The sequence below is a fragment of the Peribacillus tepidiphilus genome, assembly GCF_009466385.1.
GTDB classification, from domain to species: Bacteria; Bacillota; Bacilli; order Bacillales; family DSM-1321; genus Bacillus_BN; species Bacillus_BN tepidiphilus.
In genome coordinates this window covers 1-13,766 of record NZ_WIAQ01000023.1, presented here as the reverse complement: position 1 = coordinate 13,766, position 13,766 = coordinate 1, and the positions used below count along the sequence as shown (strand labels likewise).

Here is a 13,766-nt window from a genome sequence, read left to right as displayed (position 1 = left end):
GCACTTATGGGACAAACTGAATGAAACTTTTAGACGCTTGCCGCTTGATTGTGAGTCTGGTCTTTTTGGTGTAAAACATAGCTATGTAAAATCATTCCTACAATCAAGACCATCATACCAGACCAAGATAATATCGATGGAATTGGGATCGACAACAAGAGCAACTCTCCCAACAATGCAAAGAGAACCTCCATTGATTGAGTTGCTTCAACAGCTGCAAGCTTCTGCATATCTCCTCTAACCATTTCCGTTGCTTTGAAAAAAAGAACGGTAGCGATGACTCCTGAAAAAATAGCCACCAAAACCGATTGAAAAGCCTGCTCTCCGCTTGGAACATCTCCGGTAAATAATCCGTATAAGGAAAGTACAAACCAAAAAGGCAAACTAGCAAGTGTCATTCCTAACACACGTTGATAAGGATCCAACCGACCACGACAAACTTCCATCATTTTACGATTCCCTAATGGATAAGCAAATGAAGCAATAATAACCGGTAAGACCCCTAATAGCAGCTCTCTTAGCGAAAGATGATTGGCATGCTCCACTTGCATGAAGATGATTCCTAACAAAATCATAAGGGACATTAGGAGACCTTTAATGGGAATTTTTTCCCTTACTTTTACAGGTCCTTCCTTTGTTTGAATGGTTACCGAGAAAAATGGTACAAGCAACGAACCCGAGATGATCGTTATTTGCCATGTTCCAGCGATGAGCCATCCTGGTGAATAGGCAGCTGCAAAACATAATGGAGTATAAAACATTCCAAATCCAATAAAACTCCATACCAGCCACGTTTTCGGGTGTTCCTTCATCACCTTTAAGAGAGCTCGAAAATTCCCCTTCATTACGACAATCAGAAAAAGAAAAGGAACCATAAAAAAATATCGTAATGAAGCACTCCAGATCCAACTTCCACCAGACAGTTCCATTACATGATTAAGGATGAAAGTAAAAGCAAAAAAGAAAGCAGCAAAGATCCCCAATATAATAGGTTTCATCCATACTCACCTCGATTCCATGTGACCAGTTATTCTTTATCCATACTATTCTTTTTCATATATTCAATATATCGCATGTTGATTTATACAATCCATGGAATTTCAAAGTTGTTGGTTATCTTTTTCAAAGAGTCCATTATGATTTTGTTGGAATAGCTTTGCATAACTTAGAGAAAAATATCTCTGTACTGAAAAATAAGGAGGCTGAAATAATGGCATTAATACCGTATGATCCATTCAAACAACTGTATAATATGAGAAGAGAGTTTGACCGTTTCTTTTCAGATTTCCCTTCCACTTTTGGAGCGGATCATCATTTAGGAGGAATTCGAGTAGATGTACATGAGACAGAAAATGAAGTAGTGGCTACTTGTGATATTCCTGGGCTTGAAAAAAAAGAAGATGTGGATATCGACATTGAAAATAATACATTAAGAATCAGCGGTTCAATCAATAGAACCAATGAAACAAACGAAGAAAATATGTATCGAAAAGAACGTTTCGTAGGTCGTTTTCACAGGGCTGTTTCACTTCCAAGCCCTGTATCCCACGAAGGTGTAAAAGCCACTTATAAAAATGGTGTTCTTGAAGTAAGAATGCCTAAATTAATGAAAGATCACAATAAGAAGATTGACGTGGAGTTTCATTAATATCCAATTAAATCGGATTCAGTTATTTCAATTTACCATTTCCAAATTAAAAAATAGGCTGACGAGGTTTCTCGACAGCCTAGTATATACAACTTATCCTGTATTAATGAGCAGTAAAACCCCACTAATGGAAGTTTCACTTTATTTTCTTATTTATTCCATTATGCTGCCACATCTCTCTTTTTAAATACATAATGAGCCAAAAACTGGAACAGAACAAAATACAATACGAGCATGATTACCGAAAATGTCAGTGTCATTCCTTCCACCAACGGAACCCCTTCAAAATATTGCATCAAGTCTGTATTGGCAAACAGTATATATTTTGCCCAATCAAATTTCATTGCTAATAAACTAGTGATTTGACCCCCCATAAGCATAAGAAATAGAGATAAACCAATGGCTAAAGAGCTATTTCTAAAAACGGCCGAAATCATAAAGGCCATGGTTGCTAGCATAATCATATTAATGGATTTCATTACGTAAAAAATTACAAGATGAACGAGCATAGGCTGTTCTGTTACCTTTCCATCATAGTAGTTTAAATAAGGGACTGTTGATTCCGGGGGACCAAATAAAATAGCTCCAAGAGCAGTTGAATATACGAACAAAATGAACAGCATCAACAGAGCAAAAAGAATAACTGTTATATATTTTGCAACCAATATCTTTCCTCTGCTAATCGGTCTAATCAATAATAGCTTGATCGTTCCCCAATTAAACTCACTTGCCACGATTCCCGCAGCAATAATAATGGTGAATAGCCCTGCAAACTGGATTGCTTCTGAGGTATGTGCTACAAAATTCCACATTGAGTACTCTTCATTTGGCGAAAGATTATGTTCGATTCGATACTCATTAATAGCTATTTGTTTCTTCATATAAGAAATCTGTCCTTCTGGAACTTTATCTCCTATTTCTTTTAACTCCTTCTTTAAATTATCGTTTTCCGCTTGCAGCTCTTGTTTCCAATTTTCATGACCTGGTGCAGTTGTCCCTTGATCTTGATATTTTAAAAAGGCTCCAGCAACGGATGTAATGATTATGATGAGAACAATCATCACATACGTTCCGGGACGTTTAAATATTTTCATCAGCTCGTTTTGAATTAATTTAATCATGGACTTCTTCCTCCTTACTGCTTGTAACCTCTAAGAAACGATCTTCTAACGTTTTGGTTACTTCCTTAATTCCATAAATAAAGATATCTGCTTCTACCAGTTTTTTTACGAGCAACGGAATTTCGTCCTTAACCAGAGGTACCATAATAGCGTCTGCTGTGTTTTCAACTGTGAGATCAGGATACGATTCTTTTATGATCGCCATTGCTTTTTCAATCGATCCCACTTCAATTTCAAACAATTTTTCTGTACCTTGAACAAACTCCTGAACGTGCTGAACGTCAATCAATTTTCCACTCTGAATAATTCCAATTCGATCACACATCATTTCCATTTCTGATAGAAGATGACTCGATACAATGACGGCCATATTTTTCTCCCTTGCAAGCATTCTCAGATGATCCCTTATTTCACGGATGCCTGCAGGATCCAACCCATTTGTCGGCTCATCTAAAATTAGAACTTCAGGATCGTGTAATAAACATTGAGCTAAGCCAAGCCGTTGCCTCATTCCAAGTGAGTAGGTTTTTACTTTGTCATGAATTCGATCAGTTAAGCCTACCAGCTTGACTACTTCATCTATTTTTTCCTTCCGAATTCCTTTTGACATTCTTGCAAAATGTAACAGGTTTTGATAGCCGCTTAAAAACTTATACATTTCTGGATTTTCAACAATGGCACCCGCACGGCTGATAGCTTTTTCAAACTCGGTTTTGATGCTTGCACCAGCTATTTTGATATCCCCTTTTGTTATTCCTATAAGCCCGACCATCATACGAATTGTAGTGGTTTTACCAGCTCCATTCGGACCTAAAAACCCAAACACTTCACCTTTATGCACTTCAAAGCTAATAGAATCAATAATCGTTCTTCCTTTAATAACCTTCGTGACGTTCTGTATTTCAACAACCGCCGTCATATTCTTTCTCCTCTCATTCTTTAAATGTTTGCTTTATCTGCCCTAAAAACGACTTACGTTTCACTCAGTCAAGTCCAAAATCCTAAAGCTACTAAAAATGTATTTTGTATAAACCTTTACATGCATTCACATTACAATTCTTATATGTATTAATCCTCTAGTTCGATAGTACACGAACACAAAATAAAAACAATATACATTTTTACAATTTTTCAATTATTTGTAATTTATTTTTTTATAGAGATCCTTCATGGCTACGTATTGGGGCTGCAGAAATATGGTGAAGGATTAAAGATAGTGAAGAATAACAACTTGCCTGAGCTTATAAAGCAAATTGTTCACTAAGTTAACGAGTTGGCGGTTAGAGAGTTTTTCAACTACATCGCTTGAAAAATCAACCTCCATCACTTGTCCATATTCTTCTGCTTTTTTTACAATTCGAAGACCCATCCATCTCTTTTAACCCTAGCTTGTCTTCCGCTTTTTCCGTACAGAAAATAAAAAACACGAGGAATACTGAAGTTTTAAAACCCATTTTCCTCGTGTCAGAGAACAGCATACTATGACTTTTTCAATCGCACACTATAAAACCGCATCGCTTCAAGACTTCCTTCCATCTCAAATACCCCGTTTTCGATCAATTTCCTTACTCGATACTCCAAAAACCCATCGCCTACATATTGGTCTAAATGCCCTAGCACATGACCAATTAACCTGGCTGATTTCATAAAGGTATTCGTGTTTTGCTTACGATGAAGTTCTTTTGCCATATGAATAATATATTGATCATAATAATCTTCAGGAACGCTGACGATTCTTCCGTTCCGCCAAATTCGTAAATGTTCACGCTGTAGAGAAAGCTCAAGCCATTCCTGTTCTAAATCCTCTCTTTCATGCTGTGTAAGAGGCGATACATGACCTTGCTTATAGATCATTTCAAGCTTTTCAGGTGAAATTTCACCTGTATGCAATACGGTATATTCTATTTTAGAATTATGAAAAAGCTCACGATACAGCTTTGTTGTATTGAAGACAACGACATCATGGTTTCTGTCATTCAATAAATGAAGAACATACCGCAGACCTGTCTGTTCATGAGCGTTTTCAGCAACCCATATGGTGATCATTTGATCTTCTGGAAGAGAATGAATCTCATGGATCGTCTTTTGAAATCGTTCGGTATAATCATAATAATCAGCAGCACTGAAACAATGATTCATCCATTTCATTCTCGCATTTTTCCCAATCTCTTCATGCAGGTGCCAGATTGGACCAACAGAAAACATGTCCCAAAAAGAAATGACACGCTCCTCTTGATCTACACCTAAATTCTTTAGAGCCACCTTTAAACCGCCTGCAGGAGAATCCCCAAATAAAATATGTACCATCTTAAAAGTCCCTTCCTGTTTACTTTCCGACCGTGCCGTTAAATCAAAAACCGTTCTGTATATCTTTTTTACATCCTTTACAAACTCTGCTTCTGAATATCCCTTCTCCTTTAATAGATTGACTCTAAGAAGGATATGAAACAAAAGCGACTTCGCTTCCTCTTCCGGCAGCTCTTTTACAACATGCTTTAATTTTTCTATTTCCATTTTGCGCTCCTCTTGTTCATCTACTTTTTTTGGCTCCCAATCTGTCTACTTCATTAGAAATGATTTTCACATACATACCGTCCATAGCTCTTTTCTTAGCTTCTTCATTCATTTTCTTCACAGCCTCTGATAATGCTGATGCTTTCATTACCTTGTTTTTATAAAGTACTGAAGGGTCAATAAGACGCACTTTATTTTTCCGATGTAAGTCAAAATGGTCCTTATCTTCTTTTACTTGTACATTCCGATGAATTTGCTTGATCATGCTTTGGATTTCTTCGTCTTTAGATGATTTTAATAAGAACATCACTTCTTCATCTGTTCCAAGGAGAGTATCAAGATTTATAACCTTTTTATTTAGTGCCACTTTTAAGGTTTTAGCCAAAATATCATACCCATAAATATTGAGAGGATCCATAAAGAAATCCAGTACTTCTTTGTAATACGTCTTTACAAACCATTCTGCCGCTTCAATATGGTTTAAAACCATTTTCCCGTCTACCACGATTACATGGCGTAAAAAGAAACGAACCTCTTCTAGAGTAATCTGTCCATATCGATACATGTCACGTAAAGTATAGTCTACACGATCCGCACATAATTCAGGTGCCGGCTGTTCAAGAAGCTTCCACTTAGAGTCATCTAAAAGTATATCCTTGTAATGGTTGCCATAGGATTCAAGAATACGAGGAATTTCAGAGTCTAAAATTACCTGATGATAAATGTTCTCGTGGTAATCTTCCTTTTTATTTTCCAAGACAAAATCAATAACATGCGAGAATGCTGTATGGGAAACGTCATGAAGAAGCCCAGCCATTTGTTCCTCAATAGAGCCACCAAGTTGCTTAATTAAAAGCATAACACCAACGGAATGTTCAAAACGTGTAACATTCCATTTCTCGTTAACGAAGTAGCTGGCCCCTCCTTGGTATACACCTTTTAATCTTTGCACTGGACTACTTAAAATAAGTTCTTCAAGCACTCCATCTATCGTAAATTCTCCATAAATCTCATCTATAATCTTCATACAATCAACATCCTATCCTACTAAATAAAAGAATTATTGACTCATAATTCCCAAAATAACTTTAAACGCTTTACGATTCTTTTTCGTTTTCTTAAACCCTTGCTTGCTATCCCATATAAAAACCGTTCTATTCATCCAAATTCTTATATATGCAGATTGAAACTTAATCAATCAAAATATACCATATTTACCCAATATTATCGATATATTGCCTGAGGCTGTCAGATGAATGAAGATTTCACACAGCATCCGTTTTCCTTATAGATCCTGGATCAAAATACAAAAGGAAAATTTAACGGGTTACCATTAATTCAACCCATTTTTGAAATAATTCAACCCATTCTCGAAATAATTCAACCCGAATTCGAATTAATTCAACCCATTCTCCAAATAATTCAAGCCGAATTCGAATTAATTCAACCCGTCCTCCAAATCTTCATTGTGAGAAACTGTTACCTATAGCTGGACCAAAGAACACATATCGAACAATAAAGAAAGAACACCCAAAAAGTAAGATGAAGCCAAGCAACTTTTCAACTAAAAAAAGAATCGAAATTACGCACGATCGTACGTCTCTCGATTCTCTAACAATTACCGATTTTCAGCTATCTAAGTTTAAATTTATTGATTTCTTTATCTAACTGCTGAGATAGTTGTTGTAGTCCTTGTGCGTAATTTGTAAACTCTCCCATCGTTGCAGCAATCTCTTCTGCAGAAGCAGAAACTTCTTCGGAGGAAGCCGCTACTTGTTGGGATACAGAGGAAATGCTTTCAATTTCCTTAACGGCCCTTTCTTTGTTATGTTCACTTTCCACAACATTCACTTTTACTTCTTTTACTTTCTCAGCTAATGTATGAACGGAATTCAAAATCTCGTTAAAGATTTCCTTTGTTTCTTCTACTGCACTTTCCTGCTCATTTACGACAGTTTGAGTTTTATTCATAGCCTCTACTGCCTTGCTTACTACTAACTTAATAGTATCCAAGATTTGTTTAATTTCGATCGCTGATGTCTTAGATTGTTCTGCCAGTTTACGCACTTCATTTGCTACAACAGCAAATCCACGACCATGTTCTCCCGCTCTTGCCGCTTCAATCGATGCGTTTAGCGATAACATATTGGTTTGCTCAGAAATTTCGGAAATGGATTGAAGAATCACGTTGATGGCTCCCATTTTTTCTTCAATATCCGCTACAATGTTTCTTACCTCTGTTGTTGAATCGATCGTTTGAGAAGACTTCTCTGTTAATAGTAAAACCTTTTGCAATCCTTTATTTCCTAATTCAGCTGAAACATTTGAGGCTTCTTCAATTTGATTCGTAGAACTTGCGATTTGATCCAGCTTTTCAGATAACGTTGTAATTTCATTGTATCCCGCTTGTGTATTTTCTGCTTGATGGGAGTTGCCATCTGCTATTTGATTAATGGCTTTTGCCACTTGTGCAACAGATTCAGACGTTTCATAGGTCATTGCTGATAAGGAAGATGCTGTTTCAAGAACCGATTTCGATGAAGATTCAACGTTTTTCAATGCATTGGACAAATTCTCCATCATATCATTAAAGCTGTGCTCTAACTCCTTAAACTCATCTTTTGTTTTCACATGAATTCTCGTTGTTAAATCACCCATTGCAGCTTGTTTAAATCCATTTTTAACAATTTCCATATTATTAGCGATTCTACGACTAATAAAGATTGAAACAGCAATTGAAATGACACCAAACAGTAGCATCATTCCAAATGATATGCCCTGGATTCGCTTAGCTCCGGCATTCATTTCTTTTTTTTCGAGGGTGGATACGACTTTCCAACCTGTTAGCTTGTTCGTACCAAATGCTGAGAATTTTTCACTACCATTAAAATGGTATGTACTATACCCTTCTTGTTTTGCAGACATATCTTTCCACAAAGATAACTTTGTAATGGTGTCTGTACCAATTAATTCTTTGTTCGGGTGAGTAATCATGGTGCCATCCGAATCAACAACCGCTACATATCCATTTTTCCCAATAGAAATTTCATTTGTTTTGGAAGCCAGCGTTTCTAGAACAATATCAATAGCAACTACACCGGTAATTTCGTTCGTTTTCTTATTTACAACAGCTTTTGAGATTGTCAAAACAAAGTGCTTTGTCACTGCATCTTCATATGGCTTATTAAAAACAATTTTTCCTTTTTCTTCGACTGCTTTTTTATACCAATCTCGACTTGTTGGATCATACCCGTCTGGCAAATCTACCTTAGGAGAAATGAGAAAATCCTTCTTGGTTGACGCAAAATAAACATGCTGAAAATCTGCTCTTGACTCTTGAATCCCTTGTAAAAGGTATTGACTGTTCTTTGCATTCAATGGATTTTCATAGAATTCTGTAAAGCTTATATTATTACCCATTAAATTGACTTGAGCTTCTGCTCCTAAAAGCAAGTTATTAATACTGGCGTTTACTTGCTTTGTCATTTCTAATGAAGATCTTGATACTTCTTCATAGACTGCTTCTTTTGTATAATGGTTCGATACAAAGCCCAAGGTTATTAAAGGGATAATCGCTAATGCAATCATTCCTACAATCAACCTTGTTTTAATACTCCGAAAATTAAATCTTTTCCTGTTGTTTAATCCCTCTGACATGTTCCATAAGCCGCCTTTCAAACATAGTGTCCTTTTACTTGAAGTTATTTTCCCTAAAATAATAGTGCAATATATGATTTTTATCGTCAAAAACACTGATTTTTTTAATCCTCTAACTCTTTTGAAATCTTTTGACATTACTTAAAGTAATCATTTGATAGAATAAGGTATTTAAGGCAAAAAAAGACCGAAGAGGAACCAGGACAATGCCTGGATTTTCTTCGGTCTTAATATAGATTTCTAAGAAAACGAAATTTCGATGGCTTATCTAGTTTTTTTACAACAAATAAACACGTGTAAAATAGAGTATTACACCCAGTTTTCACTCGTGTTGTTGGCTGCCAAAAAAGCCGTATATTGAGAAACTAGTCGAACAACATCCACATATGTACATGATGAATCTCATGCTATCGGTCGAATAATACCGAGTAATGAAGAAATGATTGTAGACCTTAATAAATTGGAACAGTTCAACAGATTGTTTAAATAATAACTAAGGAAACATTTCACTATATTATTTGTTAGGAAATTTATATAAAGGTGTTGAGAAAGTTGTTCAGAGGTCAAGATTTAGTAGAAAAACTGGGCTATGAAAGATGGGTTTTGAAAGAATCTGTTTTAGCTGTTGAAAAAGGATATGGAATAACGTCTGATTCAACTGTGACATTTCAATTAAACGGTTTAAAGACTCATAATTAGAAATGTATGAGGAGTTCGGCTCAAACAAAAGACTCGGTTTAATATCTCTAAACCCAGACAATATAAAATGGAGTATGAATTGGGTAATAAAACTTTTATTGACATTGAAGAAATCCGAAACTATTTTTAATAGAATAAAGTTTTGGGATGACTATATCTTTCCATTTATTGATATTGTCAAAAATCAATAAATGGATGTTCCCCTGGAGCGTAATTTGAGATTTGAATTGCATTGATCTAAGTGATGATTGGACAAAATACATAGGTAAATTCGCTAATAAGATGTAAAAAAGCATGGCTATCGCCATGCTTTTTTCTTACAATGTCAGTTCCCGACTTTTTTGTCATTCAACACTCGTGTTCATTTTAAAAAAAGTCGGGAACTAGAAGCTTGTAAAATACCCTTAACATCAATACCTTCGTTCCAATAATTGATTTCTTTATATTTAGCCCAGAGGTTTGCTTTCCCCTGGCGTTAGTACCTTCATCTACCCTCCAAGTATTTTACAAATTATTCCTAACAAGGTGATAAAATGGACGTAGTAGGGAGGAAGAAAAGATGAGAAAGAAAAAAGTTATTCTTAGCAGAAAAGGTTTTGATGACAGTACAGGTGGTAAACCAAGTCCTCTTATCAATGGAAAGTTTATTTCCTTACCAATACCGAGGGTAGAATCAGGAGTTTTCTATAAAAACTTATCATTTAACCAACACACAAATTATTTAGAGGTAATGAAGGACTTAAATATCAAATATTTTTCTGAGGCACATTTAGACCCCGACATCAGACAATCAGTTTTGCCTAATCGCCATAAAGAATGGAGGGGCTTATTCGGTCAAAGCGGGAATGCCCAAGCCTCATTGTTAAATGAAGGAATAACTACGGGTGACATCTTCTTGTTCTTTGGTTGGTTTCGAGAAGCAGAGCATGTAAAAGGTGCTTACCGTTATAAAAAAAACGCACCCAATATTCATGCCATTTATGGATATTTAGAAGTAGATGAAATGATTGATTTAAACGCTCCAGTTGCTATTCCAAGATGGGCTTTATATCATCCGCATATTAAACAAAAACAAGATTATTGTCATAAAAAAAACGGATTATATATCGCAACAAACTCATTAACATTCGACCCTTCCAAAAATGGATGGGGCTGTTTTAATTATGCGGAACAGTTAGTATTAACCAAACGCGGACAAAACAAACGCTCAGTTTGGGAACTGCCTCCTGTATTTGAAAATGAAGAAAACAAATTCAAAGGAAAAGTTTCATTCACCTCGTTGCGAAATGAAAATATACAGGTCGAATTTACAGGATTGAATAACCAAGAGCTTTATATAAGTGACAAGGAAGAAGTTGTTCGATGGGCTGAGGATATAATAAAAATATGCAAAACTTATAAATAGGAAGAAACACTTCGAAAAAAGTTAGAACTAGAGGGCTAGTTAAAAAAGGAGCGTTCCTCAGTGGACCGCTCCTTTAGATTATTGAAGTATTGCAGTTGCTTGGAAAAACATTTCTTTTACACCTTGTGCAACAAAAGTCCTTTCAAACATATGATTTGCTTCTCGTATCATAATAGAAAAATCATCTTCACTTGTAGAGTCTAAAGGAATCGGTCGAGTAAGTATTGGATTTAAACGGATTAAATTTTCTCCAATTAAATACTTAGCTGTATGCCATGCCCCTTTAGACTGTGCTTGCATCGTAAGTTCCACCAAGTTCTTCTTCCAGGATAGCAATCCGCCTGCCTCTGCAATTTTATTGGGAGCATTATATAAACTATCACCTGTACCGATGGATAACACCTTAATCTGATCAAGAGAATAACCTAATTTCTTTGCTTCAGCAATCCCAACTAACACTGGATTGTTCGCCCAAAGCCCTCCATCTATTTTACACTCTCCGTCTCCAATATTGGCAGCTGGGAAATATGAAGGTGCGGCAGATGTCGCTAGTCCCACTTCCCACATATATCTTTCTCCATCTCTAATATAATCTGGATGATGCGGCGTCTTAAAAACATTCGGCTCAGCTTTATGATGTTCAATAGATGGAACACATAACATCGTATTGGCATCACGAATTTTCTTGTTGGCAAACTTCTCTATTAATAGGTTTTTTAGTGGGTTATTAGAATAAGAAGCATTTTTTATATAGCCACTTGCTCTTTTTTTGCCAAAAATTTGCGTTCCTTCATTAATATATAGATTGGCTATTTCTTCGGCACTCATTCCAGATGTCAACCCCAGACAAATAATGCCCCCAGTTGATGTACCTGTCAATAAATCAAAATGTTTATGAATGGGTCCTCCAATAGAGTCTTCAACTTGTTTCAAGTAGTAGGCAGGAATAATTCCTTTCATTCCTCCCCCGTCAATTGATAAAATTTTAAAGGCATATTGTTCTTTGGGTTGCCAATTCCCAGCCTTATAATGATCCCAATTTATCATTTATTAATTCCTTTCTTCATGACTATCGAGGGCTATGTGGTGTTTCCTTCCCCCACCACACTCCTTCTTCTAACCAAATATTATAAAAAAAGAGCCATTCACTCGTCCAAGGTATTAAGGTATCTGCAATTAGCATATCAGCTTTATAACTTTTATCGTTTGGATGGTATAAGCATAAGGAGTGATCACTATAACGATGTGGAGCAAATTTCAACACTTTTGGTTCTATAACATAAACTTTGGGGGCATATGGATTATATTGGACTTTAACCATATAGACGGGTGAGTCAGGAGTAGGTTTTAATTGCCCCAGCCAAAAGATATCTTGATGATTATTTTTATGAAGTTCAAAGGAAGGAAATTTATTTTTTATTGCAAGGTTTTGCAACCCAAGATTAATGGTTTTAGTGTGTTTCATTTATTCACCATAGAAGCGATGATCGCGAAGTTTTGTACCTTGTTCTTGGTTTAAAAAACCAGATGGTGCTACCTTTACTAGTCCCCTGCTGATATTGTCCGCCATTTCCTTTGCCTCCCCTAAAGTGGAAGGAAAATATGATTTTCCAAAAATATTCTGCCATTTTTCAATACTGGTTTCTTTATCCGTTTCATCCAAAGCATCTTTACAGTTTTCTTTCAGATTTTTCACCTTTTTTAAGAATCGTTCCGCTTTGGTTTTATCCCAATTTCGTGCTAAGTTTTCATCTTCAAGAGAAGGATTTTTAACAAATATTTCATCTTCTTCTAAAAGGTTTTCCAATTCGTTAATAAGGGAACCCAATGTTTCTACAAGTGACTCTGCGATGGATGCTTTATGAACAAATGAATGCCCTACCAAAGTGGTCATTAAGATGGACTTTGGTGCTGTATCTTCCCCTACCTTATCATCCCGCCAATGCTTTAATATCTTAACAACTTTTGCAAAATGCCCATCTGTCTTAGTATTGATGGCATTGCACCAATTGGTAAATCCAGCAGGATTTGTTTTACACCATTCTTTATCCTTTTTGGAAGGAATTTTGATGACATTTTCAAATGGCATCGCAGGGACGATATCTACATGAAAATCACCTGCGTAATCAATTCTGACGCATCTATCTTTTACTTTTACCCTGTCCTCAAATTCCTTGTGACTTTTGATTCGGTCAGCGATCCCTTTAAGGACATCGTGTGGTTCGTCTTCATTTTCATCAAGTTCTAAAAGCAATATGGCATCGACGTCGAATTCACCTTCATTTTTCGGCTTAATGCCTGTATAAGTGCTGTAAGACCCTTGTGGATAAAAATCGAGGAACAAGTCTTTTAATTCTTCATCTTCCTTAAAATTATTCTCCCAATGAGATAATGCACTTTCTATACGGTTTGTCCTAGTAGGGTTTAAGGATATGTTCCCAACGAATTTCTTAAAATGGTCATTTAACTTCATAAATTTCCTCCCCAAATTGGTTTCGTATTGTCAAAACTTTTATAGTAAATAGGTTAGTAAATCCTATATTAGAGGGCTTTTTGAGCAAAAAAATTGCCACCCCCTGAAATTTAGGTAATAGTGAGGTTACCACACCGACACTAAATCCCTAAATAAAGGAAGTGACAATCTTGTACCCTCAAATTATAACCTATTTATTAAATTTTATAAACTATCAAGAACAGGTAATTCGAACATTATTGACTCTTC

General features: G+C 35.9%; 13 protein-coding genes and 1 pseudogene. 3 read left to right on the top strand and 11 right to left on the bottom strand.

All coding sequences use genetic code 11. The annotated features are described in order from the left end of the window. Positions 1 to 29: 29 nt before the first annotated feature. Complete coding sequence (locus tag GD441_RS12125; protein WP_153126703.1) at positions 30 to 998, bottom strand: DMT family transporter; 969 nt, start codon at positions 996 to 998, stop codon at positions 30 to 32. A 212-nt stretch (positions 999 to 1,210) separates the two neighbouring features. Here GD441_RS12125 and GD441_RS12120 point away from each other — a divergent pair, with 212 nt between their 5' ends. Beyond that, positions 1,211 to 1,648, top strand: a complete 438-nt coding sequence (locus GD441_RS12120) for an Hsp20/alpha crystallin family protein (RefSeq protein ID WP_153126702.1) — start codon at positions 1,211 to 1,213, stop codon at positions 1,646 to 1,648. A gap of 161 nt (positions 1,649 to 1,809) precedes the next feature. Here GD441_RS12120 and GD441_RS12115 read toward each other — a convergent pair whose 3' ends face one another. The 7 genes and pseudogenes from GD441_RS12115 to GD441_RS12085 form a co-directional block, all read right to left on the bottom strand. Continuing rightward, a complete protein-coding gene (locus GD441_RS12115; protein WP_153126701.1) occupies positions 1,810 to 2,769 on the bottom strand; it encodes an ABC transporter permease in 960 nt (319 codons plus the stop codon). Next, positions 2,762 to 3,688 carry an ABC transporter ATP-binding protein gene (locus GD441_RS12110; protein ID WP_153126700.1) on the bottom strand — a complete coding sequence of 309 codons (927 nt, stop codon included), beginning with the start codon at positions 3,686 to 3,688 and terminating at the stop codon, positions 2,762 to 2,764. Before GD441_RS12110 ends, GD441_RS12115 begins: the two co-directional genes overlap by 8 nt. A gap of 291 nt (positions 3,689 to 3,979) precedes the next feature. Further along, positions 3,980 to 4,147: pseudogene (locus GD441_RS12105) on the bottom strand (sigma-70 family RNA polymerase sigma factor); the annotation flags it as partial. A gap of 101 nt (positions 4,148 to 4,248) precedes the next feature. After that, positions 4,249 to 5,283, bottom strand: coding sequence for a DUF1835 domain-containing protein (locus tag GD441_RS12100; protein ID WP_191992179.1), 1,035 nt, complete (start codon positions 5,281 to 5,283; stop codon positions 4,249 to 4,251). 16 nt (positions 5,284 to 5,299) lie between these two features. After that, the gene (locus tag GD441_RS12095) at positions 5,300 to 6,310 is read right to left on the bottom strand and encodes an HD domain-containing protein (protein WP_153126698.1); all 1,011 of its coding nucleotides are present in this window, start codon (positions 6,308 to 6,310) and stop codon (positions 5,300 to 5,302) included. Between the two features lie 33 nt (positions 6,311 to 6,343). After that, the gene (locus GD441_RS12090; RefSeq protein WP_225434219.1) at positions 6,344 to 6,481 is read right to left on the bottom strand and encodes a DUF3977 family protein; all 138 of its coding nucleotides are present in this window, start codon (positions 6,479 to 6,481) and stop codon (positions 6,344 to 6,346) included. A gap of 434 nt (positions 6,482 to 6,915) precedes the next feature. After that, the gene (locus tag GD441_RS12085) at positions 6,916 to 8,940 is read right to left on the bottom strand and encodes a methyl-accepting chemotaxis protein (protein WP_191992178.1); all 2,025 of its coding nucleotides are present in this window, start codon (positions 8,938 to 8,940) and stop codon (positions 6,916 to 6,918) included. Between the two features lie 552 nt (positions 8,941 to 9,492). Here GD441_RS12085 and GD441_RS12080 point away from each other — a divergent pair. Further along, positions 9,493 to 9,639 (top strand): hypothetical protein, encoded by a 147-nt coding sequence (locus GD441_RS12080; protein WP_153126696.1) that lies wholly within the window; start codon positions 9,493 to 9,495, stop codon positions 9,637 to 9,639. A gap of 559 nt (positions 9,640 to 10,198) precedes the next feature. Further along, positions 10,199 to 11,044, top strand: coding sequence for an Nmad3 family putative nucleotide modification protein (locus tag GD441_RS12075; protein WP_153126695.1), 846 nt, complete (start codon positions 10,199 to 10,201; stop codon positions 11,042 to 11,044). Between the two features lie 78 nt (positions 11,045 to 11,122). Here the strand turns inward: GD441_RS12075 and GD441_RS12070 are convergent, their stop codons facing one another. Genes GD441_RS12070 through GD441_RS12060 form a run of 3 tightly spaced genes read right to left on the bottom strand, consistent with a single transcriptional unit; the run spans position 11,123 to position 13,517 of the window. Further along, complete coding sequence (locus tag GD441_RS12070; RefSeq protein WP_153126694.1) at positions 11,123 to 12,091, bottom strand: CBASS cGAMP-activated phospholipase; 969 nt, start codon at positions 12,089 to 12,091, stop codon at positions 11,123 to 11,125. Between the two features lie 22 nt (positions 12,092 to 12,113). After that, the gene (locus GD441_RS12065) at positions 12,114 to 12,509 is read right to left on the bottom strand and encodes a type II CBASS E2 protein (protein WP_153126693.1); all 396 of its coding nucleotides are present in this window, start codon (positions 12,507 to 12,509) and stop codon (positions 12,114 to 12,116) included. Next, positions 12,510 to 13,517, bottom strand: a complete 1,008-nt coding sequence (locus tag GD441_RS12060) for an SMODS domain-containing nucleotidyltransferase (RefSeq protein ID WP_191992177.1) — start codon at positions 13,515 to 13,517, stop codon at positions 12,510 to 12,512. Positions 13,518 to 13,766 lie beyond the last annotated feature (249 nt).

Bases quoted from the DNA above. Each gene is read 5' to 3' on its own strand.
- GD441_RS12125 (WP_153126703.1), bottom strand. From the start codon at position 998: ATGAAACCTATTATATTGGGGATCTTTGCTGCTTTCTTTTTTGCTTTT.
- GD441_RS12120 (WP_153126702.1), top strand. From the start codon at position 1,211: ATGGCATTAATACCGTATGATCCATTCAAACAACTGTATAATATGAGA.
- GD441_RS12115 (WP_153126701.1), bottom strand. From the start codon at position 2,769: ATGATTAAATTAATTCAAAACGAGCTGATGAAAATATTTAAACGTCCC.
- GD441_RS12110 (WP_153126700.1), bottom strand. From the start codon at position 3,688: ATGACGGCGGTTGTTGAAATACAGAACGTCACGAAGGTTATTAAAGGA.
- GD441_RS12100 (WP_191992179.1), bottom strand. From the start codon at position 5,283: ATGGAAATAGAAAAATTAAAGCATGTTGTAAAAGAGCTGCCGGAAGAG.
- GD441_RS12095 (WP_153126698.1), bottom strand. From the start codon at position 6,310: ATGAAGATTATAGATGAGATTTATGGAGAATTTACGATAGATGGAGTG.
- GD441_RS12085 (WP_191992178.1), bottom strand. From the start codon at position 8,940: ATGTCAGAGGGATTAAACAACAGGAAAAGATTTAATTTTCGGAGTATT.
- GD441_RS12075 (WP_153126695.1), top strand. From the start codon at position 10,199: ATGAGAAAGAAAAAAGTTATTCTTAGCAGAAAAGGTTTTGATGACAGT.
- GD441_RS12070 (WP_153126694.1), bottom strand. From the start codon at position 12,091: ATGATAAATTGGGATCATTATAAGGCTGGGAATTGGCAACCCAAAGAA.
- GD441_RS12065 (WP_153126693.1), bottom strand. From the start codon at position 12,509: ATGAAACACACTAAAACCATTAATCTTGGGTTGCAAAACCTTGCAATA.
- GD441_RS12060 (WP_191992177.1), bottom strand. From the start codon at position 13,517: ATGAAGTTAAATGACCATTTTAAGAAATTCGTTGGGAACATATCCTTA.